Annotated in this window: 20 protein-coding genes; 10 read left to right on the forward strand and 10 right to left on the reverse strand. The window is 72.8% G+C overall.

The annotated features are described in order from the left end of the window. Nucleotides 1-19: 19 nt before the first annotated feature. The gene (locus DA075_RS07200) at nucleotides 20-946 is read right to left on the reverse strand and encodes a LysR family transcriptional regulator (protein WP_099952629.1); all 927 of its coding nucleotides are present in this window, start codon (nucleotides 944-946) and stop codon (nucleotides 20-22) included. A gap of 97 nt (nucleotides 947-1043) precedes the next feature. On the opposite strand from DA075_RS07200, the gene DA075_RS07205 reads away from it, so the two are divergent. From DA075_RS07205 to DA075_RS07225, 5 genes are all read left to right on the forward strand, one after another. Beyond that, nucleotides 1044-1913 carry an aldo/keto reductase family oxidoreductase gene (locus DA075_RS07205; protein ID WP_099952630.1) on the forward strand — a complete coding sequence of 290 codons (870 nt, stop codon included), beginning with the start codon at nucleotides 1044-1046 and terminating at the stop codon, nucleotides 1911-1913. 239 nt (nucleotides 1914-2152) lie between these two features. Further along, nucleotides 2153-2677, forward strand: a complete 525-nt coding sequence (locus tag DA075_RS07210) for a hypothetical protein (protein ID WP_420813121.1) — start codon at nucleotides 2153-2155, stop codon at nucleotides 2675-2677. A 399-nt stretch (nucleotides 2678-3076) separates the two neighbouring features. Continuing rightward, on the forward strand, nucleotides 3077-3304 hold the full coding sequence (locus tag DA075_RS07215) for a hypothetical protein (RefSeq protein ID WP_099952631.1): 228 nt from the start codon (nucleotides 3077-3079) through the stop codon (nucleotides 3302-3304). Next, nucleotides 3301-3594, forward strand: a complete 294-nt coding sequence (locus DA075_RS07220; RefSeq protein ID WP_099952632.1) for a type II toxin-antitoxin system RelE/ParE family toxin — start codon at nucleotides 3301-3303, stop codon at nucleotides 3592-3594. Before DA075_RS07215 ends, DA075_RS07220 begins: the two co-directional genes overlap by 4 nt. Continuing rightward, a complete protein-coding gene (locus DA075_RS07225; protein ID WP_099952633.1) occupies nucleotides 3591-3971 on the forward strand; it encodes a cupin domain-containing protein in 381 nt (126 codons plus the stop codon). The genes DA075_RS07220 and DA075_RS07225 overlap by 4 nt, the downstream gene beginning before the upstream one ends. On the opposite strand, the gene DA075_RS07230 is transcribed toward DA075_RS07225, so the two are convergent. The 7 genes from DA075_RS07230 to DA075_RS07260 form a co-directional block, all read right to left on the reverse strand. Further along, nucleotides 3938-4747 (reverse strand): MBL fold metallo-hydrolase, encoded by an 810-nt coding sequence (locus DA075_RS07230; RefSeq protein ID WP_099952634.1) that lies wholly within the window; start codon nucleotides 4745-4747, stop codon nucleotides 3938-3940. The genes DA075_RS07225 and DA075_RS07230 overlap by 34 nt on opposite strands. Before the next feature lie 14 nt (nucleotides 4748-4761). After that, complete coding sequence (locus DA075_RS07235; RefSeq protein ID WP_232386085.1) at nucleotides 4762-5574, reverse strand: TatD family hydrolase; 813 nt, start codon at nucleotides 5572-5574, stop codon at nucleotides 4762-4764. Continuing rightward, complete coding sequence (gene metG, locus DA075_RS07240; RefSeq protein ID WP_099952635.1) at nucleotides 5571-7130, reverse strand: methionine--tRNA ligase; 1560 nt, start codon at nucleotides 7128-7130, stop codon at nucleotides 5571-5573. Before metG ends, DA075_RS07235 begins: the two co-directional genes overlap by 4 nt. Nucleotides 7131-7255: 125 nt before the next feature. Further along, nucleotides 7256-9118, reverse strand: a complete 1863-nt coding sequence (locus DA075_RS07245; RefSeq protein WP_099952636.1) for a glycoside hydrolase family 15 protein — start codon at nucleotides 9116-9118, stop codon at nucleotides 7256-7258. 129 nt (nucleotides 9119-9247) lie between these two features. Next, nucleotides 9248-10900 carry a methyl-accepting chemotaxis protein gene (locus tag DA075_RS07250; protein ID WP_099952637.1) on the reverse strand — a complete coding sequence of 551 codons (1653 nt, stop codon included), beginning with the start codon at nucleotides 10898-10900 and terminating at the stop codon, nucleotides 9248-9250. 124 nt (nucleotides 10901-11024) lie between these two features. After that, a complete protein-coding gene (locus DA075_RS07255; protein ID WP_099952638.1) occupies nucleotides 11025-12026 on the reverse strand; it encodes a cytochrome-c peroxidase in 1002 nt (333 codons plus the stop codon). Nucleotides 12027-12312: 286 nt separating this feature from the next. After that, nucleotides 12313-12549: a DUF6894 family protein gene (locus tag DA075_RS07260; protein ID WP_099952639.1), complete on the reverse strand. Its 237-nt coding sequence runs from the start codon at nucleotides 12547-12549 to the stop codon at nucleotides 12313-12315. 358 nt (nucleotides 12550-12907) lie between these two features. Between DA075_RS07260 and DA075_RS07265 the strand changes: the two genes are divergently transcribed. Then, entirely contained in the window at nucleotides 12908-13453 is a 546-nt protein-coding gene (locus tag DA075_RS07265) for an RrF2 family transcriptional regulator (protein ID WP_099952640.1), read from the forward strand. Between the two features lie 91 nt (nucleotides 13454-13544). Here DA075_RS07265 and DA075_RS07270 read toward each other — a convergent pair whose 3' ends face one another. Together DA075_RS07270 and DA075_RS07280 are read right to left on the reverse strand one after the other, a co-directional pair. After that, a complete protein-coding gene (locus DA075_RS07270) occupies nucleotides 13545-14147 on the reverse strand; it encodes a cation efflux transmembrane domain-containing protein (protein WP_232386082.1) in 603 nt (200 codons plus the stop codon). Between the two features lie 617 nt (nucleotides 14148-14764). Then, nucleotides 14765-16435 carry a methyl-accepting chemotaxis protein gene (locus tag DA075_RS07280; RefSeq protein ID WP_099952642.1) on the reverse strand — a complete coding sequence of 557 codons (1671 nt, stop codon included), beginning with the start codon at nucleotides 16433-16435 and terminating at the stop codon, nucleotides 14765-14767. A gap of 420 nt (nucleotides 16436-16855) precedes the next feature. Here DA075_RS07280 and croR point away from each other — a divergent pair, with 420 nt between their 5' ends. From croR to DA075_RS07300, 4 genes are all read left to right on the forward strand, one after another. Further along, on the forward strand, nucleotides 16856-17317 hold the full coding sequence (gene croR / locus DA075_RS07285; RefSeq protein ID WP_099952643.1) for a 3-hydroxybutyryl-CoA dehydratase: 462 nt from the start codon (nucleotides 16856-16858) through the stop codon (nucleotides 17315-17317). A 95-nt stretch (nucleotides 17318-17412) separates the two neighbouring features. Continuing rightward, complete coding sequence (locus tag DA075_RS07290; protein ID WP_420813122.1) at nucleotides 17413-18213, forward strand: TrmH family RNA methyltransferase; 801 nt, start codon at nucleotides 17413-17415, stop codon at nucleotides 18211-18213. A 182-nt stretch (nucleotides 18214-18395) separates the two neighbouring features. After that, nucleotides 18396-19967, forward strand: coding sequence for a phytoene desaturase family protein (gene crtI / locus DA075_RS07295; RefSeq protein WP_099952645.1), 1572 nt, complete (start codon nucleotides 18396-18398; stop codon nucleotides 19965-19967). Further along, nucleotides 19964-20449, forward strand: a complete 486-nt coding sequence (locus tag DA075_RS07300; protein WP_420813123.1) for a DUF2141 domain-containing protein — start codon at nucleotides 19964-19966, stop codon at nucleotides 20447-20449. The genes crtI and DA075_RS07300 overlap by 4 nt, the downstream gene beginning before the upstream one ends. The last annotated feature ends 28 nt before the right edge of the window (nucleotides 20450-20477 follow it).

Genomic DNA, 20477 nt, shown 5'->3' on the forward strand with positions numbered 1-20477 from the left:
GGCGCTCGCTGTGGCGGCGTCAGCGCAGCGGGAGTTTTGTGAGGCGCACGAAGTCCACGAAGGCCCGCAGCGGCGCCGGCAGGTAGCGCCGGCCCGGGTAGTACAGGAACGGCCCGGAGAAGCGCGGCCACCACGGCTCCAGGACGGGTTCGAGCGCCCCGCTGTCGAGATGCGGCCGCAGCCAGTCCTCGAACAGGCTGACGATGCCGACACCCGCCAGCGCCGCCTCGACCGCGAGGTCGGTCGCGGTGCCGACCCGCACGGTGAGCGGCCCATTCGGCTCGATCCGCACGGTCTCGCCGTCGCGCTCGTATTCCCATTCCGTCATCGCGCCGCTGGCGAAGCGGCCGCGCAGGCAGGCATGGTCCAGGAGGTCGCGCGGATGCGCGGGGCGCCCGCGCCGGTCGAGATAGGCCGGCGCCGCGGCGGTGGCGTAACGCTGCATGCGCGGACCGATCGCCACCGCGATCATGTCCGGCTCCAGGCGCTCCTCGTAGCGGATGCCGGCATCGCAGCCCGCCGCCAGCACGTCGACGAAGCCGTCCTCGGCGACCACGTCGAGGTGGATGTCCGGATAGGCCGCGAGGAAGGGCGGGACGATTCCGGGCAGCACCAGCCGCGCCGCGCTCACCGGCACGTTGAGGCGCAAGGTGCCGGCCGGGCGATCGCGAAAACCGTTGACCACGTCGAGGGCCGCCGCGACCTCGCCGAGGGCGGGCTTGAGCCGCTCGAGCAGCCGCGCCCCGGCCTCGGTCGGCGCGACGCTGCGGGTCGTGCGGTGGAGGAGCCGGACGCCGAACCCCGCCTCGAGCCGGCGCACCGCCTCGCTCAAGGTGGAGGCGCCGGTATCACGGATCCGCGCCGCCTCGCGGAAGCCACCGGCCTCCGCCACCGCCACGAAGGCGGCCAGGTCCCCCAAATCCGCCGCCTTGGGATCCACCGTCATTGTTCGCCATCCCGCACAGCCTGTCCGGATTGTACCGTCTTATCGCGCAGTTGCGCGGCGTCTAGATCCGTCTCGTCATCGAGCGAGGAGACGGATCATGAGCGGGATCGAGAATGCGGGCACCTATGCCCTGGGCGATCGGCGCGTGCGGCGCCTCGGCTACGGCGCGATGCAGCTCGCCGGGCCGGGCGTGTTCGGCCCGCCGAAGGACCGGGACGAGGCGGTGGCGGTCCTGCGCGAGGCGGTGGCGCAGGGCGTCACCCACATCGACACCAGCGACTTCTACGGCCCCCACGTCACCAACGAGATCATCCGCGAGGCCCTGCACCCGTATCCGGACGACCTCGTGATCGTCACCAAGGTCGGCGCCGTGCGGGGGCCGGACGCGTCGTGGAACCCGGCCTTCTCGGCCGAGGCGCTGACCAAGGCGGTGCACGACAACCTGCGCCATCTCAGCCTCGACGTGCTCGACGTGGTCAACCTGCGGGCGATGTTCAGCGTGCACGGGCCGGCCGAGGGCTCGCTCGCGGCGGCCCTCGAGGTCCTGGCCGACCTCCGGCGCCGGGGGCTGATCCGCCGGATCGGGCTCAGCAACGTCACCGCCGCCCAGGTCGCCGAGGGGCGAGGCCTCACTCCGATCGCCTGCGTGCAGAACCACTACAACCTCGTCCACCGCGCCGACGACGCCCTCGTCGACGCGCTGGCGGCCGACGGGACCGCCTACGTGCCGTTCTTCCCGCTGGGCGGCTTCAGCCCGATCCAGTCGCAGGGCCTGTCGGAGATCGCCCGGAGCCTCGACGCGACGCCGATGCAGGTGGCGCTCGCCTGGCTGCTGCGCCGGTCGCCCAACCTCCTGCTCATTCCCGGCACCTCGTCGCGGGTGCACCTGCGGGAGAACCTGGCCGCGGCGTCGCTGGAGCTGCCCGAGGCGGCGATGCGGGCGCTCGACGGCCTCGCCGGGGCGTAGGGCGGGCGAGATCCCGCACCGGGCAACGTCGCGGCGGCGCTTGCGCGCGGCTGGGGAGCCGACGGCCGCGTTCCGTGCCGAGACGCCGGACGACGGTCGTGGCCCGGTGTTCAATCCTGTCCTGTCATCGATTTATTCGTGCGTCCCGGCGCGGAACAAGAGCCTTTGCATGGGCTTCCCCTGAGCGAGGACGGGGCGGGGCCGAGCGTGCGACGGCGCCCCGGACCGGCACCCCATCGATGGAGCTGCCCGTGACCATCTCGAGCCGCCAGGAAGCCCGCCTGCTGACCGCCGACGAGGCCGAGCTCGTCGGCCAGTCGCACCACCCCCGGATCCAGGACGTCCCGACCCGGGACCTCGACGACCTGATCCGCCGCCTGCGCGAGCGCCGGGACCGGGCCCGCGGCATCGCGCACCGCCAGCGCCGGGAGATCCGCGGCCGGGCGGCGCCCTCGGGCGCGCGGCCTGCCTCGGACGATACCGGCTCGCGGCAGAAGGCGGCCTTGCTCGCCTCGGCGGTCAAGCGCGCCAGCAAGGAGCGGGAGCGCCGCCGCGCCGCCGAGGCCCGCGGCAGCCTGGTCTCCCACGCCCGCCGCGCCCTGGCGCTGCGGCGCGAGGCCGGCGACCCGGCGTCCGGCCGGCCGGAGTCGCGCCATGCGCACGAGGGCATGGCTCCGATCCCGAACGAGCGCGAGGCGCCCTCCGGCGCGCTCCGGCAGGAGGGCCAGGAAGTCGCCATGCGCCGGGGCGGCGGGCCGCGCTGATCGGGGGGCCGCATGGCCTTCCGGGCGTGCCGGCCTGGGAGGCCTTCTCGCCGACCTTCGTCGCGATCGCGCGGCGATGGCGTCGACGCGGGCTTGCAAGGCGGAAGCGATCTTCAGGGAGACGGCCATGACCTCAGGACGCCATTGATCCGCGCGGCGTGCGAGAGGAGCCGATGGGCAGCGCCCGGCGCGAGCGGGCCAGTGTCAGCGCGACGGGGGAGTGTGCCATTCCACCTCGGCTCAGGTGAGACATGTCGATCCGGCGCCCACAGCCACCGTTCGCATAATTAGCATTATGGAACGAAGGGCCGGGTCGGGGATGTCCGGGGCGGATCCCGCCGGGCCGCGACGCCTCCGGTTTCTCTTCTGGCCGGTGCGAATCGAGAGCATAACGATTGCATGACCGAGCTTCTCGAGAAAGCCATCGAGCGCGTCCGCTCCTTCCCTCCGGAGGCGCAGGACGGCTTCGCCCGCGCAATGCGGCGTCTTACGGGCGACGAGACGGAGATCGTCGCCCTGACGGAGGACGAGCAGGCCGCCATCGCCGCCTCGAAGTCGGCCGCGGCGCGGGGTGACTTCGCGACCGACGAGGAAGTGCAGGCGGTGTGGGCGACATACGGGCTGTGAAAGTCCGCTTCACCCGTCCGGTGCTGAACGATCTGAAGGCCGTGACGGCGTTCCTGAAGACTCGCTCGCCCCAGGGCGCTCAGCATGTCCGCAGACGGATCAGAGCGGCGATCGGAAGGCTGGAACATCACCCCTGGATCGGGATTCAGACGTCGGATCCCACCATTCGCCGTCTGAGCACGGTGCCCTATCCCTACCTGACCGTCTTCGAGGTCGCAGACACGGACATCATCGTGCACGCCATTCGCCACGGTGCTCCCGACCCCGCGACGATGCCGGACGCGCCATGACAAGCACGCCCCCACCGACCGCCAACCTCTTCGCCGGCCTGCCCGCGACGCCCCGGCCCGACGAGATCGTCGACATCCTGGCACGGGCTCCGCAGGCCCGCATCGAGCGGATCGTCTCCACCGGCCAGGCCAGCCCGCCGGGCTTCTGGTACGACCAGCCCTGGGACGAATGGGTCGTGCTGCTCTCAGGCCGCGCCGGCCTGCACCTGCACGGTGAGACGGAGCCGCGGCGCCTCGGCCCCGGCGACCACCTGCTGATCCCGGCGCATCTCCGCCACCGGGTCGAGTGGACGGATCCCGACGCGCCGACGGTCTGGCTCGCGATCCACCTTCAGCCGGCGGATCAGCCGTCGACCTCGACCGTCAGCCCGTCATAGGCCGGCACGACCCCGGGCGGCAGGCGCCGGCTCAAGGTCTCGTAGTCGAGGTCGGTGTGGAGGTTGGTCAGGATGGCGCGGCGCGGACGCACCTCCTCGATCAGCGCCAGGGCGTCCGGCACCGAGAAATGGGTCGGGTGCGGCGTGTCGCGCAACGCGTCGATGATCAGGAGGTCGAGGTTGCGCAGTTGCGCCTTGGCGGCGTCGGGCATGGTGCTGACGTCCGGCGCGTAAGCCGCGTCGGCGAAGCGGAACCCCAAGGCCTTCTCCTCGGGCCCGTGCTCCATCGTGAAAGCCGTGGCGGTCACCGGCCCGCCCGGGCCCTCGACGGTCACCGGCGCCCCGGCTTCCAGGGCGTGCAGGTCGAGGATCGGCGGGTAGAGGCTGCCCGCCCGCGAGGCGAAGCAATAGGCGAAGCGGGCCCGCAGCAGCTCGGCGGTGACGTCGTCGGCGTGGACCGCGATGCGCCGGCGCATGTGGATCACCAGCGGGCGCACGTCGTCGATGCCGTGGGTGTGGTCGGCGTGGGAATGGGTGAACAGGATCCCGTCGAGCCGCGTCACCGCGGCGTCGAGGAGCTGCTCGCGCAGGTCCGGCGAGGTGTCGACCAGCACGGTGGTCGCTTCGCTCTCGGCCTCCCGGCGCTGCACCAGGAGGGAGCAGCGCCGGCGCCGGTTGCGGGAATCGGCCGGGTCGCAGGCGCCCCAGCCGTAGCCAACCCGCGGCACGCCGCCCGAGGAGCCGCAGCCCAGGATGCGAAGGGTCAGGGTCGGCATGCGTTCGGGTACCCTCAGCGTTGGGCGGCGGCCTTGTCGAACAGGCGATAGAAGTTGTCGGTGGTGAGCGCGGCCAGCGCCTCGGGGCTCAGCCCCACGGTCTCGGCCAGCACCCGGGCGGTGTCGGCGACGAAGGCCGGCTCGTTCGGCCGGCCCCGGTGCGGCACCGGCGCCAGATAGGGCGCGTCGGTCTCGACGAGCAGGCGCTCGTGCGGCACGCTCGCGGCGATCGACCGGATCTCGTCCGAGTTGCGGAACGTGACGATGCCGGAGAACGAGACAGAGAGGCCGAGCTCGACCCCGACCTCGGCGAGGCGCCGCCCCGACGAGAAGCAGTGCAGCACCGCCTTGAACGACCCCTTGGCCATCTCCTCGGTGAGGATCTGCGCCACGTCCTCGTCCGCCTCGCGGGCGTGGATGACGAGCGGCAGCCCGCTCTCCCGCGCCGCCGCGATATGGGTGCGGAAGACTTTTTGCTGCACGTCCCGCGGCGCGTAATCGTAATGGTAGTCGAGCCCGGCCTCGCCGATGCCGATGCAGCGCGGGTGGCGCGACAGGTCGACGATCTCGCTCGCCGGCACGTCCGGCTCCTCGCCGGCCTGGTGCGGGTGGGTGCCGACCGTGAACAGGATCTCGGGATGCGCCTCGCTCAAGGCCCGGTACGTCTCGAACCGGGCGACCCGGGTCGAGATCGTCACCATCCGGTCGATGCCGGCGCTCCTCGCCCGCGCCAGCACCTCGGGCAGCCGCTCGGCGAGGCCGGGCGAATCGAGGTGGCAATGGCTGTCGACAAGGCTCACGCCTTGGGGGCTGTCGACCAGGCTCACGCCTCGGGCTCCACGTAGCGCGGGAAGATCGGGCTCGGGGCCGGCAGGGCGGTGCCGGGCACGAGCCGCTTGTCCGCCCCGACATCGGCGAGATTGCGCGAATCGGGCGCCACCGCCAGCAGGTCGAGGAGCCGGGACGCGGCATTCGGGATGAAGGGCTGGACCAGGATCCCGACCGCCCGCAGCACCTCGGCGGTGGTGTACAGAACCGCCTCCATCCGGGCCGGGTCGGTCTTGCGCAAGCTCCAGGGCTCCTGGCCGGCGAAGTAGCGGTTGGCCTCCGCCACCACGGCCCAGATCTCGGCCAGCACCGCGTGCAGGGCGAGGTCCTGCATCAACCCCCTCGCCTTCTCCGGTAGCGCGTCGGCCATCGCAAGAAGCGCCCGGTCGGCGGAAGACGGCTCGCCGGCCTGCGGGAAAGGCGCCGGGATTTGGCCGCCGCAATTGCGGGCGATCATGGTCAGCGAGCGCTGGGCGAGGTTGCCGAGGTCGTTGGCGAGGTCGGCGTTGAGCCGGTTGACGATCGCCTCGTGCGAGTAGCTGCCGTCCTGGCCGAACGGCACCTCGCGCAGCACGAAGTAGCGCAGGGGATCGACGCCGTAGAGGTCGGCGAGGCCGACCGGGTCGACCACGTTGCCGACCGACTTCGACATCTTCTCGCCCTTGTTGAGCAAGAAGCCGTGGCCGAAGACGCGCTTGGGCACCGGGAGGCCGGCCGACATCAGGAAGGCCGGCCAGTACACGGCGTGGAAGCGGATGATGTCCTTGCCGATGACGTGGAGGTCCGCCGGCCAGTGGCGCCAGCGCGGGCCGGCCTCGTCCGGGAAGCCGCACGACGTGATGTAGTTCGTCAGCGCGTCGACCCAGACATACATCACGTGAGCGGGGTTGCCCGGCACCGGCACGCCCCAGTCGAAGGTGGTGCGGCTGACCGACAGGTCCTGCAGGCCCGAGCGGACGAAGCTCACCACCTCGTTGCGGCGGGTGTCGGGGCCGATGAAGTCCGGATGGGCCTCGTAATGGGCGAGCAGGCGCTCGGCATAGGCCGAGAGCCGGAAGAAGTAGCTCTCCTCCTCGACCCACTCGACCGGGGTGCCGGTCTTCTCCGCCCGGCGGCTGCCGTCGGGCGCCGTGACGAGCTCGGATTCGTCGTAATAGGCCTCGTCGCGGACCGAGTACCAGCCGGCATACTTGGCGAGGTAGATGTCGCCGTTCTCCTCCATCCGGCGCCACAGGGCCTGGGCGGAGGCGATGTGGTCGGCATCGGTGGTGCGGATGAAGCGGTCGAAGGAGCAGTCGAGCCGCTCGGCCATGGTGCGGAAGCGCGGCGCCATGTCGTCCACGAAGGCGCGCGGGCTGATCCCGGCCTTGGTGGCGGTCTGCTGGATCTTGAGGCCGTGCTCGTCGGTGCCGGTGGTGAAGAACACGTCGTAGCCGTCGAGTCGCTTGAAGCGCGCGATGGCGTCGGCGGCGATCACCTCATAGGCGTGGCCGATATGCGGCACCCCGTTGGGGTACGAGATGGCGGTGGTGATGTAGTACGGCTCGCCCGCCACGACTTGAGTTCCCGGATGGTTGGCTTCGACAATCGGCGATGGGCGCCGCGAGGCGCCCCGTCCGAGCCTTAGAGCAAATTCGGGCCGCGGTGCCCACCCCTCCGGACGCGTTTCCGCGTCACGCCTCAAGCCCCCACCGCCCATTGGCACGGCTCGTCGGTGCGCGCCTCCGCGTGCCGCGCCGCGCGGTCGAGCCGGACCGCGTGGTTGATGATCGCCATGTGGGTGAAGCCCTGCGGAACGTTGCCGCGCTGCTCCCCCGTGCCGGCGTCGATCTCCTCGGCGAACAGCCCGAGATCGTTGCCGCGGGTGAGCAGGCGCGCGAAGAGCGGCTCGGCCTCGTCGGTGCGCCCGGCCAGCGCCAGGCAGCCGACGCGCCAGAAGGCGCAGGCCGCGAAGGTCGCCTCCGGATGCTTAAAGCCGTCGCCGTTGCGGTAGCGGTAGATCAGGTCGCCGTCGCCGAGCCCGGCGCTCACCGCCTCGAGGGTGGCGACCACCCGGGGCGAATGGGCGTCGAAGGCGCCGAACAGCACCGTGCGCAGGACCGCGGCGTCGAGATCGTCCGAGCCGTAAGCCTGGGTGTAGGCCCCCACCCGCTCGTTCCAGCCCTTCTCGTGGTACTCGGCCCGGATCTCGGCGGCGATCCGGCGCCATTCCTCGATCCGTTCCGGGCTCGCCACGTCCAGGGCTTGCGCGATCTGCACCGCCCGGTCGAGGGCGACCCAGAGCATGCCCTTGGTGTGCAGGATCTGGCGGGTCTCGTCGCGCAATTCCCAGATGCCGTGGTCGGGCGCGTGGCGGCAGCGGATGACGTGGTCGGTGAGGTGGCCCAGAGCCTCCGGCAGGTGGTCGTTGACCTTGACCGGCGGGTCGTAGTCGACGGCGTCGAGGAAGGCGTGGAGCGCCACCAGGAACTCGCCGTAGATGTCGTACTGGTGCTGGCCGGAGGCCGCGTTGCCGATCCGCACCGGGGAGACCCCGCGCCAGCCGCGCAGGTGATCGAGGATCTCCTCCTCCGGCACGCGCCCGTTGATGCCGTACATCAGCTTCAGGTCGCGGCCGCGGGTCCGGTCGGCGTCGCGCAGGAAGCGCAGGAACTCCGCCGCCTCGCGCAGGTAGCCGAGATTGACGAAGGCCGTGACGGTGAAGCTCGCATCCCGCATCCAGACGTAGCGGTAATCGAAGTTGCGGGTGCCCGGCACCGCCTCCGGCAGGCTGGTCGTGGCGGCCGCGATGATCCCGCCCGAGGGCGCGTGGGTCAGGAGCTTCAGCACCAGGGCGCTGCGCAGCACCATCTCCCGGTGCGGCCCGTCATAGGTGCAGCGCCCGGACCATTCCTCCCAGTAGGATTGCGTCGCCGACAGGCTCGCCTCGGCGCGGCCGACGTCGCCGTCGTCGTCCTCCCGGTGGGCGAGGACCAGGGACGCCCCCTCCCCGGCCCGCAAGGAGAAGGCCGCCTCGACCCGGTCGCCGGAGATCGTCAGCGGCAGCGTGGCCGCGACGCGCACGCCCTCGGAGGCGCCGAGCCGCCGGCACAGGACCGTGCCGTTCTCCTCCGGCTCGAGGGCGGCGTCGTCCCGGGCGTAGTCGAAGGTCGGGCGCACGCGGAACCGGCCCGTCACCGTGCCGGCCTCGCAGGCGAGGAGCCGCACGATCCGGCCGCGCGGGTCGCCGTCCGGCCCCTCGTCCGGCACCGCCTCCAGGGGGTGGATCGGCATGAAGTCGGTGAGCCGCAGCCGTCCGGCCGCGGTCACGAAGGTGGTCTCCAGGATGCAGGTGCCGGGGCGGTAGCGGCGATGCGTCTCTTGCAGGCCCTCGAGGACGAGGTCGCAGAATCCGCCCTTGTCCTCGTCGAGAAGGCGCAGGAACGCCGCCGGGCTGTCGTGGCAGGGCCAGCACAGCCAGTCGATCGATCCGTCGCGGGCGACGAGCGCCGTCGTGCAGGTATCGCCGATAACGGCGTAGTCCTCGATCGGCCGATCCGTCACGTCGCCTCGCTGCCAGCCCAGGGTAAAGCGCGGGGGTAACGGTTGGTCGCGAGGGCGGTTTCGGGGCGCGACGGTATGTGCCGCACCATCGGGTCGTGCGCGTCGGTTCAGGGGACCGCCCGCGTCGCGTCAGGCCGCCGAGACCCGGCCGACGAAGGCCTGCACCGTGCCGCGCAGGCGCGCCGTCTCGGCATGCACGGCGGCGGCCGCCTCCCCGACCCCGGCGATCGCCGCGACCGTGCCGCGCAGGCCCGTCGCCGTCCCGTCGATGCTGCGGTCGGTCTCGGCGGTGAGGCCGGCCGCGGCCTCGGCGCTGCGGCCGATCTGGTCGGCGGCCCGGTGCTGCTCGGCGACCGCGCGGGCGGTCTCGCCGGCGATGGCCTCGATCGCGTCGACGGCGCCGCCGATGCCGCGGATCACCGCGACGGCGCCCGCAGTGGCCGACTGGATGCCGGCGACCTGGCGGGTGATCTCCTCGGTGGCCCGGGCGGTCTGGCCGGCGAGCTCCTTGACCTCGGCGGCCACCACCGCGAAGCCGCGCCCGGCCTCGCCGGCGCGGGCCGCCTCGATCGTGGCGTTGAGCGCCAGCAGGTTGGTCTGCCCGGCGACGCCGGCGATCATCGCCACCACGTCGCCGATCCGCTGCGCCGCCCCGGACAGGCCCGCGACGGCGCCGTCGGCGGCGCTGACCTGGGCGTTCGCCTGGGCCACCCGCTGCGCGGCCTCGTCGGTCTGGCGGCCGACCGCCTCGACCGCCCGGGTCAGGGCGGAGGCTGCCTGCGCCACGCCCTCGACATGGCTCCGGGTCCGCTCCGAGGTGCCGGCGGCGCCCGCCGCCTCGCGCTCCATCTCGCGGGTTACGGCGCCGAGCCGGTCGGCCGACGCCGCCATGGCGGCGACGGTGGCGTCGACCTGGTCGAGGGCGGAGAGCACCCCCGCCTCGAAGGCGCGGATATGCGCCTCGACCCGGCGCCCGCGCTCCACCAGCAGGTCCTGCTCGGCATTGGAGGCGGCGAGCGCCGCGCGCTCGACCATACGATCGCGAAAACCCGCCACCGCCCGGGCCACGGCGCCGACCTCGTCGCGGCGCTCCAGCCCGACGAACCGCACCGCGAGGTCGCCGGCCGCCAGCCGGTCGGCCTCGGCGACGAGGCGCACCAGCGGGCGCGACACGCTGCGGGCGATGAGCAGGGCCGCGCCGATCCCGGCCGCCGCCAGCACGGCGCCGGCGAGGAGCACCCCGGTCAGTTCCCGCTCGAGGTCGGACCGTGTGGCGGCGGCCCGCATCTCCGCGTCGCGGGCGGTGGCCTCGCGCACCGCGTCGAGGCCGGCCCGCAGGGCGGCGCTGCGCCGGTTCATCGCCTCCTGGGTCGGGATCTCGCGCGACCGGCGCAAGCCGAGCAGGATCTCGGCATCGGCCTGCCAGCGCGCCGTCTCGGTCCGGGCGTCGCGCACCAGGGCGCCGACCTCGTCCGACTGCGCCGTCGCGCCGAGCCGGTCGAGGGCGGCGGCGAGGGCCGCGGTCTCGGCCCGGAAGCCGGACTCGATCGTCCCCTGGTCGAGGAAGTCGGTCATCGCCAGGACGCGGGCGAGGATCCGCTCGGCCCGCCCGAAGCGCATCCGCGCCTCCTCGCCCGCGGCGCCGGAGGCGAGGCTGAGGCCGGTGACCGTGCCGAGGCGGCCGACGGCGGCGATGCCCTGCCAGCCGACGAGGCCCGCCAGCAGGCCGCCGGCGAGGAGAAAGCCGAGGAGCGGCAGCAGGAGCTTGGTTCTGATCGACATCGCGGGGACCCGGGAGGTGGCGCGGGGCTCGGGGCACCTCACGAAACGTCCGCCGCGCCGCCGCCGCGGCGGGCGACGGCGCCGGTCGGGCGCTTCGTGCGGGGGTGGTGGTCGTGAGAGGCGCTCAGTTCGGCAGGTTGGGCAGGGCCGTCTCGGTCTGCTCGGCCGTCAGGGAGCGCAGGAAGGCGAGGAGGTCCTGGCGCTCGGGTTGGCTCAGCGCGATCGGCCGCATCAGGGGCGACTTCGACGGACGGTCGACCCCGCCGCCCTCGTAGAAGGTCAGGATCCCCTCCAGGTCGGCGAACTGCCCCGCATGCCCGAACGGCGCCCGGTAGGTCAGGTTGCGCAGGCCCGGGGTCTTGAAGGCGTGGCGCGCGCCCGGCTCGTCCGACGCGACCCCCGCCCGGCCGAGGTCCCGGGTCGGGATGCCGAGGTCGTGAAACTTGTCGTCCGTGAAGGTCCAGCCGGTGTGGCAGGCGGCGCAGCGGGCCTTGCCGGCAAACAGCGCGAAGCCGCGCTTGGCCGCCGGGGTGATCGCGTCCTCGTTGCCCTCGACCCAGCGGTCGAACGGCGCCCAGCCGGCCACCACCGTGCGCTCGTAGGTCGCGATCGCGGTCAGCACGGCCTCGCGGCTCGCGCCGGTCTCAGGGAACAGGCGGCGGAACTGCGCGTCGTAATCCGGGATGGCCTTCAGGCGGGCGACGATCTCCGGGAACTTGCCGTTCATCTCGACGGCGGCGGTGATCGGCCCCTGCGCCTGCGCCTCGAGGGTGGGCGCGCGCCCGTCCCAGAACAGCACCGGCATCCAGGCGGCGTTGAGGATGGTGGGCGCCTTGCGCGCCAGGGGCGTGTTGGTCGCCCCGATGGCGCCCGGCACCGGCACCTCGTAGCCGAAGGACGGGTTGTGGCAGCTCGCGCAGCTGAGGTTCTGCATCCCGCTCAGGCGCGGATCGAAGAACAGCATCTTGCCGAGCGTCGCGAGCTGCGGCGAGTACGGGGCGTTCTCGGGAAACGGGATGCTGGCCGGCCGCCGGTAGAGCGCCTTGAGCGCGGCGATGTCCGGCTCCGCCGCGGCACTGGCCCCGCCGATCAGGATGGCGGCGATCGTCAAGACCCTGAGCTTCATCGTGATCCTGAGAGATGCCGTGAGCGCCTCGCCCGACGACGCGGAGACCGGTCCGTCGGACGAGGCGGCAAGATCGGAGATCCGGAGCGGCGGCCAAGGGCCGCGCGATCGAGCCCTGCCCTAGCTGTCGACCGCCCAGGACACTCTCATGGATAAGAGAACACCATGAATGGATATTTAAAACGCCGGCATGCCGTTGGGTTTCGGGACCGGATCCCAAATACGCAATGCCCTTCGCGGGCGACAGTCCGGGCCGTGCGACGTCCCGCGACCTCGACGGCCGCACTCAGTCCAGCCAGGTGCAGGCGACGGCCAGGGACGCGATGGCGACGACGGTCCGATGCTCGTTGCGGATGGTCACGAACAGGTGCAGCCGGTCCTGGCGGCGGGCCTCGTCGCGGGCGATGTCGGCGAGGATCCGCATGGCATGTGCCCGGGCGGCCTCGCGGTTCGGCCACGCGCTGCCCTCGTCGTCGCGGTGCGACAGGTCGTGGTCGTTGATGTCGAAGAAGTAGTGCGGCACGGGTTGCCCCAATGGTGTGAGAGGGCCTCCGGATGAATCTCCCGGAACCCGCCGGCCGGCCCTGCCGATCGGGGCACCGATGACGGTTCCCTAGGACGCAACGGCAATCGCCGCCCTCGCAAATGTTTATCTAGCGCGAATGTCCGTCTCGGCACAAACAAGTACATACTTTACCAGATTAATCCGCCATCCGGCTGGCGCCCGCGACGACACGGCGCGACTGCCGCCGGCGGAGCTCGGTTGGCCGCGATGCGACCGTGCGCATGAGTTTCTCACCCGCTCCGACATGCTGTAGGCTGGTGCCCCGGGCCGCCGCGGCCCGACCCGGGGGCGACCCCGCGGCCCATAATGGCCTGCCATGACGGCCGGAAGGCAGGCGCCGGGCGATGCCCGCGCGGGCGTCTCGCGAAGGAAGGACAGCGCCCTGCGGCTCTCGCTCTACACCGACCTGTCGCTGCGCCTGCTGCTCTATCTCGGAGCGCTGGAGGCCGGCGCCTGGACGACGACGCCGGCCGTCGCCCGCGCCTTCGGGGTGTCGCTGCACCACCTGCAGAAGGTGGCCCGCGGGCTTACCGGCGCCGGCTACATCGAGGCCCGGCAGGGCCGCGCCGGCGGCGTGCGCCTGGCCCGCCCGCCGGCGGAGGTGCGGCTCGGCGCGGTGGTGGCGGCGCTCGAAGGGCTCGGCTGCCTCGTCGAATGCGCCCGCGGCCCCTGCCCGCTCGCCGGGCGCTGCCTGCTCAAGCACGCGCTGGACGCGGCCGAGCGCAGCTTCGTGCGCGAGCTCGACCGCTTCACCCTCGCGGACGTCCTCGCCGGACCGACCGGGGCGGCCCTGCGGGACCTGATCGGGCGCGAGGCGGATCCCGGCCCCGTGGGCCTCGCCGATCCGCCTCCCGGGCGGTGATCCCCTCCGTCAGGCCGCCCCTCGGGCAATCATTCTTCCGTCAGGCCGATCATCGCTCCGTCATGCCGCCCTTCGGGCGATCATGCCTCTGTCATGCCGCCCTTCGGGCGGCTCGGCGCTCCGCCGCGGCGGCCTGCCAGATCTCCCGGGCGGCGTCGGCGTTCATCGCCGCGATGCCGAGGCCGACCATCAGGTCGGGCCAGGGCGACGCGGTGGCGGCGGTGACGAGCCCGGCCGCCACGATGGCGACATTGGCGACCACGTCGTTGCGGGCCGACAGGAAGGCCGCCCGGGTCAGGCTGCCGCGCCCCTCGCGGTGTCGCGCCAGCATCAGCGCGCAGGTGAGGTTGACGGCGAGCGCGCCGAGCCCCGTCAGGGTCAGCGGCACCGGCGCCGGGGCCGTGAAGGCGTCGAATTTCTGCCAGGCGGTCCAGAAAGCCGCCAGCCCCGGCAGCAGCAGGATGCCGGCCATCAGGGCGCCGAGCCGCGACCGCGCCGCCGGGCGCCAGCCGAGGCCGGCGACGATCAGCAGGTTGAGCGCCGCGTCCTCCAGGAAATCGACGCTGTCGGCGACGAGCGCCACCGAGCCGATCGCCACCGCCACCGCCGCCTCGACCCCGAAATAGCCGAGATTGAGCAGGGCGACGCGCCGCACCGTGGTGCGCAGGGCGGGATCGGGATCGGAGGCGGTCACGGGCTTCGGGTCTCGCGCAAAGGATGCCGGGCGTCTATGCGCCGAACCGGCGGATCGGGCCAGGGGACCCCGGCCGCTCGCCTCTCTGCCATGCCGTGCCGGACCCCGGCCACCCGCCTCAGGGCCGGCCCGCCGCCTCATCCTCGCCGGCCTCGGCGCCCTCGCGGCAGTCAAGACCGCGGCGGCTCCACCCCCGGCTACGGCGCAGACGGCGCCGGACCGCCCTGCCCCGTCGGCCCGCCTCGAGACGGAAGAATTCCGCCGGCCTGGCCCGGAGGACGAATACTGGCAGGCCGGCAAGCCGCTCTGCGATCCTGGCGAGATCCGGGTGCCGACGCCGGTCGTCCACGCCGAGTGGGATGCCGACCCGCCGAGCGACCAGGCGCAGGACGACTTCGCCCGCCTCACCCGCGTGCCCTGCAAGCGCGTCGTCGAGCTCGGCGAGGGCACCCACACGGGGATGACGGAGACGAACCGGATGCAGTTCTTCCGCGAGATCGCGGCCTTCCTGACCGAGGCCGACCCGCAGGCGCCGAACTGGCGCGTGGGTCGGCCGGTGACGGAGGCCGCGCCGGAGACCGTCCGGGGCGGCGTTTCCGAGGCCCCTCGCCCGGCGCCTACGCCGCCCGCACCGTGTCGAGGAAGCGCGCCACCTCGGCCGAGAGGTGCTCGGATTGGCGCGACAGCTCGCTCGCGGCTCCCAGCACCTGGCTCGCCGCCGCACCGGTCTCGTCGGCGGCACGCGCCACGCCGGCGATGGTCGTCGTCACCTCGCCGGTGCCGGCGGCAGCCTGGGAGACGTTGCGGACGATCTCCTGGGTCGCCGCGCCCTGCTCCTCCACCGCCGCCGCGATCGAGGTCGCGACGCCCGAGATCTCCTCGATCCGCGCCGTGATCCCGCTGATCGCGCCGACCGCCTGGCCCGTCGAGGCCTGGATCGCCGCGATCTGGCTGGTGATCTCCTCCGTCGCCTTCGCGGTCTGGCCGGCGAGCTCCTTCACCTCGGCAGCGACAACCGCGAAGCCGCGGCCCGCCGCCCCGGCGCGGGCCGCCTCGATCGTGGCGTTGAGCGCCAGGAGGTTGGTCTGCGCGGCGATGGACGAGATCAGCCCGACCACGTCGCCGATGCGGGCGGTGGCCTCGGTCAGGGTGTGCACCTGGGCGGCGCTCTCGCCGGCCTCGCGGACGGCGGCGCCGGCGAGCCGGGCCGAGCCGTCGACCTGGCGGCCGATCTCCTGGACCGAGGCGCCGAGCTCCTCGGCCGCCGCCGCGACGGTGCCGACATTGGCGGCGGCCTGGGCGGCGGCGGCGGCGACGCCGCTCGACTGGCCGGCGGTCTCCTGCGCGGTGGCGGTCATGGTCTGGGCGGTGGCCTGCAGCTCGGTGGCGGCGGCCGTGACGGCGCCGACGATGCCGCCGACCGCCCGCTCGAAGGCGTCGGCCATCTCGCGCATCGCCTGCCGGCGCTGCGCCTCGGCCCCGGCGCGGGCGAGCGCGGTCTCCTCCTCGAGCCGGCGGGTGCGGATCAGGTTGTCGCGGAACACCGCGAGCGCCCCCGCCATGGCGCCGAGCTCGTCCCGGCGGGCGGCGCCGGGAATCGCGGTCGCGGCATCGCCCTCGGCGAGGCGGCGCATCGCGCCGGTCATGCGGCCGAGCGGCCGGACGATGCGCAAGAGGCAGAACAGCACCGCCGCGAGGGTGGTCAGGACCGATACGGCGAACATCGCCACGGTGATGCGGGCGGCCGCCGCCTGCTCGGCCCGGGCGGCTTCGCCTGCGGCCGTGCCGGCGGCGGCGTTGAGGCCGACGAGCTTGCCGGCCGTGTCGATCGTCGCCCGGTAGGTCGCATTCATCGGGCCGCGGAAGAAGGCATCGACCTCGGATCGGTTCGGCAGGCCCTTGAGGCGGGCCCAGTCGGCCCGGAACGCGGCGACCTTCGCGGTCAGCTCGCCGAAGGTCTCCTGCTCGGCGGGCGAGCTGATCAGGGTCCGGTAGCGGTCCATCCGCTCGCCGAGGGCGGCGTCCAACTCCGAAAAGTTCTTGGCCGAGAGCGCCGTCTCGGCCTCGCTGGTGGCCGTGATGGAGCGGAACTGCCAGAGCCGGGCGCGCATCACCAGGGCGTTGATCGCGTGGGCCTCGTTGATCGACGGCATCGCGTCGTCGGCGAGCGTGGCGATGCGGGCCTCGATCGAGCCGAGCTTCCACAGGGAGATGCCGCCCTGCGCCAGGGTCAGCAGCAGGAGGATCCCGAACAGGCCGGTCAGGCTGCTCTTCAGGGACATGCGCATGGAACGGATCGCCAGTGATCAGATAGAAAAGGAGGGCCCACTTATCGCTCCATTGTCGCTAAAATTTTATTAATAAATCCAAAACATGCGATGTGCCTTCGAGCAAGATGATGTCGAATGAAGGCAATGATTGTCCGCGAAAAGGAACCCGGCACCCGATGCATGACCCTGGGGAACGGGAGAGAGATGCGGAGCCGTCGTCATGCGACGGCGTCGCCGGCCGCAGGGTCATGCGGACGTGGCGCGACCGGCGCCCGCGCCGCGGCCCGGCCCCGGTCCGGCGCCCCTATCCGACCTTTCGCCACTGGATTTCCGCCCCCGTCCCGTGCGACCCCGGGATCCCGGCCGGGGATCGGCGGAGCCGCGAGCCGCCGGCCGTCCCCTGCGGCCGCGGCACCAGATCGACCGGGAGCGACGCCGATGATGCCCGAACTGCGCGTGCTGTACTTCGAGGACCTGAGCGTCGGCCTGTCCGAGACGCTGTCCAAGACCATCGCGGCCTCCGACGTGGTCGGCTTCGCGGAGATCACCGGCGACCGCAACCCGATCCACCTCTCGGAACACTTCGCCGCCCGCACGCCGTTCGGCACCCGCATCGCCCACGGCCTCTACACCGCCGGGCTGATCTCGGCGGTGCTCGGCACTCGCCTGCCCGGCCCCGGCGCGATCTACATCAGCCAGAGCCTCAACTTCCGTGCGCCCGTCCGCATCGGCGACACCGTCGACGTCACCGTCGAGGTGGCCGAACTGGTGCCGGATCGCCGCCGCGCCCGCCTGACCTGCATCTGCGCCGTCAACGGCGAGACGGTGCTCGACGGCGAGGCCCTGGTGAAGGTGCCGACCCGGGCCGAGGCCGACCCCCTCGCCGCCCGCAAGGGCTGAAGAAATCCGGGCTGAAGAAATCCGGGCTGACGAAATCCGGCTTGAAGGACGTTCGGGTTGAAGGAATCCCGGGCCGGGTTTAGCCCGGCCCCGTGATGACCCCGATCCCGATCGACGATCCCGACGACCCGCGGCTCTCCGCCTACACGCAGATGCGCGAGCGCGACCTCGTGGGACGCGAAGGGCGATTCATCGCCGAGGGCGAGGTGGTGCTGCGGGTGCTGCTCTCGGGCCGCGCCCGGTTCCGGATCGAGTCGGTGCTGCTCTCGCCCGAGCGCCTGCCCGGGCTGGCGCCGGCCCTCGCGAACCTCGACGCGCCGGTCTACCTCGCCGCCAGGGCGGTGATGGGGGCGGTGGCGGGTTTTCCGATCCATCGCGGCGTGCTGGCGGTGGGCTTGCGCGGGCCGGAGCCCTCGCCCGATTCCCTGGTGCCGGCGGGCCCTGCCCTGCTCGTCGGCCTCGTGGGGCTGGCCAACCACGACAATGTCGGCGGGCTGTTTCGCAACGCCGCCGCCTTCGGGGCCGACGCGGTGCTCCTCGATGCCGGGACCTGCGATCCGCTCTACCGCAAGGCGATCCGGGTCTCGGCCGGCACGAGCCTGACGATGCCCTTCGCCCGGCTGCCCGCCGGCGACGGCCTTCTCGCCCTGTGCGAGCGCCGGGCGCTCGTGCCGGTCGCCCTCTCGCCGCGGGGCGAGGACATCACGACCCTGCCGCCCCTGCCCCGCGCGCTGCTGCTGCTGGGCACCGAGGGTCCCGGCCTGCCCGAGGCGCTGATGGCCCGCGCCCGCCGGGTGGCGATCCCGATGGCGCCGGGGGTCGATTCGCTCAACGTCGCGGTGGCGGGGGCGGTGGCCCTGCACCGGCTCGGCGGGGGACGGCTGGCGAAGAGCTGACCGGGCCTCCGCGCATCGGTCGGATTTTGCGCATCCGGCAACGGGAGGCCGCCACACCGCCGGAAAATATCCACCCCCGTCCCCACCGCGACAATGCGCAGCCATTGCCGGCTCAAGTCCGCGCGCCACAACTAGGCCGTACGCACGGGCGACCGTCGTCGGGTCAGGCAGGAGGTGGAGCGTTGTTGCAGCCGCGGGATGGGTACCGCACCCTGTCGGGGCGGCGGGCGGTAGTGGTCGGGGCGGGGCCTGGCGGCCTCGCGGTGGCGCTGATGCTCGCCCGCGACGGCGTGCAGGTGACGGTGATCGAGAAGGAGGAATCCGTCGGCGGGCGCACCCGCACGGTCACGGCGCCGGGCGGCTACAGGTTCGACATCGGGCCGACCTTCTTCCTCTATCCGCGCATCCTGGCCGACATCTTCGAATCCTGCGGCGAGCGGCTGGAGGACCACCTCACCCTCGAGCGGCTCGATCCCCAGTACCACCTCGTCTTCGAGGGCGGCGGCGAGATCCGGGCGACGCCGGACGTCGCGCGCCTCGAGGCCGAGATCGCCCGCATCGCGCCGGACGACGCGAAGAACGTGCGCCGCTTCCTCGACGACAACCGCCACAAGCTCGCGGCCTTCATCCCGGTGCTGCAGCAGGCCTGCGATTCGATCCGCAGCTTCGTCTCCCCGGCGATGCTGGCGGCGCTGCCGCTCCTGCGCCCGCACGCCACCGTCGACCGCGACCTCAAGCGCTACTTCAAGGACCCGCGGGTCCGCCTCGCCTTCTCGTTCCAGACCAAATACCTCGGGATGTCGCCGTTCCGGTGCCCGAGCCTGTTCACCATCCTGAGCTTCCTCGAATACGAGCACGGGGTCTATCACCCGGTGGGCGGCTGCGGCGCGGTGTCCGAGGCGATGGCCGGGCTCGCCCGGCGCCTCGGCGTCGAGATCAAGCTCGGCACCTCCGTCGACAGGGTGCTGTTCGAGGGCAAGCGCGCCGTCGGGGTCGAGGCCGGGGGCGAGCGCATCGCCGCCGACGCGGTGGTCATCAACGGCGACTTCGCCAAGGTCGTGCCCGCGCTCGTGCCCGAGGCGCGCCGGCCGCGCTGGCGCGACGCCAAGGTGGAGAAGGCCCGCCTCTCCTGCTCGACCTACATGCTCTATCTCGGCCTCGAAGGCCGGATGCCCGAGAGCCTCGGCCACCACACGATCCTCCTGTCGGAGGATTACGCCCGCAACATCCGCGAGGTCTCCGACGGGGTGCTGCCGATGCAGCCCTCGATCTACGTCCAGCATGCCGGCTACACCGACGGCGGCATGGCGCCCCCCGGCCATACCAGCCTCTACGTGCTGGTGCCGGTGCCGAACCTGCGCGCCGGGATCGACTGGGCGAGCGTCGGCCCGTCCTACCGCGCGCTCGTGCTCAAGCGGCTGGAGAAGCTCGGGCTCACCGACATCGAATCCCGCATCCGCTACGAGCGCGTGGTCGATCCGACCCAGTGGCGCGACGACTTCGCGGTGCACGAGGGCGCGACCTTCAACCTGTCGCACGATCTCGGGCAGATGCTGTACTTCCGGCCCCATAACCGCTTCGGGCCAGGGCTCTACCTCGTCGGCGGCGGCACCCATCCGGGCTCCGGCCTGCCGGTGATCTACGAGGGCGCGCGCATCACCGCGCGGCTGATGGCCGAGGATCTGGCGCTCCAGCCGGTCCGCGCCCGCGAGAGGCCCCTCGCCACGGCGCCGAGCCTCGGGGAGGCCTCGTGAGGGGCGCCCCCTTGGCCGCCGCCCCCTTGGCCGCCCTCTTGGCCGCCCTCTTGGCCGCCCTCTTGGCCGCCCTCTTGGCCGCCGCCCCCGCCGTGCTGGCGACCCCGGCCGCGGCGGCGGACCTCTCGGTCGAGGTCGACGGGGTCGAGCCGGGGGCCGGCCGGGTCTTCGTCGCGCTCTGCACCGGGTCCCTGGCCGAGGAGGCCTGCCGCATCGGCCAGAGCGGGCCGGCCGCGGGCCCCAGCCTGCGCTTCGGCTTCACCGAGGTGCCGCCGGGCACCTACGCGGTGGCGGCGTTCCAGGACCTCGACGGCGACGGCCGCCTCGGCCGCACGAATCTCGGGCTGCCGACCGAACCTTACGGCTTCTCGAACGGCGCCGGCCGCCGCGGCCGCCCGGATTTCGCCGGCGCCGCCTTCCGCTTGCCTGAGACGGGCACGAGCTTGCGGGTGCGGCTCACCCGCGCCCTGCCGGCGCGGTAGTGCATCCCGCCGGTGGCGCTCCCTCGGA

Source organism: Methylobacterium currus, assembly GCF_003058325.1.
GTDB classification, from domain to species: domain Bacteria; phylum Pseudomonadota; class Alphaproteobacteria; order Rhizobiales; family Beijerinckiaceae; genus Methylobacterium; species Methylobacterium currus.

Bases quoted from the DNA above. Each gene is read 5' to 3' on its own strand.
- DA075_RS07250 (WP_099952637.1), bottom strand. From the start codon at position 10,900: ATGTCGATCAGAACCAAGCTCCTGCTGCCGCTCCTCGGCTTTCTCCTC.
- DA075_RS07210 (WP_420813121.1), top strand. From the start codon at position 2,153: ATGGAGCTGCCCGTGACCATCTCGAGCCGCCAGGAAGCCCGCCTGCTG.
- croR (WP_099952643.1), top strand. From the start codon at position 16,856: ATGATGCCCGAACTGCGCGTGCTGTACTTCGAGGACCTGAGCGTCGGC.
- DA075_RS07290 (WP_420813122.1), top strand. From the start codon at position 17,413: ATGACCCCGATCCCGATCGACGATCCCGACGACCCGCGGCTCTCCGCC.
- DA075_RS07230 (WP_099952634.1), bottom strand. From the start codon at position 4,747: ATGCCGACCCTGACCCTTCGCATCCTGGGCTGCGGCTCCTCGGGCGGC.
- DA075_RS07215 (WP_099952631.1), top strand. From the start codon at position 3,077: ATGACCGAGCTTCTCGAGAAAGCCATCGAGCGCGTCCGCTCCTTCCCT.
- DA075_RS07225 (WP_099952633.1), top strand. From the start codon at position 3,591: ATGACAAGCACGCCCCCACCGACCGCCAACCTCTTCGCCGGCCTGCCC.
- DA075_RS07265 (WP_099952640.1), top strand. From the start codon at position 12,908: ATGACGGCCGGAAGGCAGGCGCCGGGCGATGCCCGCGCGGGCGTCTCG.
- DA075_RS07280 (WP_099952642.1), bottom strand. From the start codon at position 16,435: ATGCGCATGTCCCTGAAGAGCAGCCTGACCGGCCTGTTCGGGATCCTC.
- DA075_RS07200 (WP_099952629.1), bottom strand. From the start codon at position 946: ATGACGGTGGATCCCAAGGCGGCGGATTTGGGGGACCTGGCCGCCTTC.
- DA075_RS07205 (WP_099952630.1), top strand. From the start codon at position 1,044: ATGAGCGGGATCGAGAATGCGGGCACCTATGCCCTGGGCGATCGGCGC.
- DA075_RS07255 (WP_099952638.1), bottom strand. From the start codon at position 12,026: ATGAAGCTCAGGGTCTTGACGATCGCCGCCATCCTGATCGGCGGGGCC.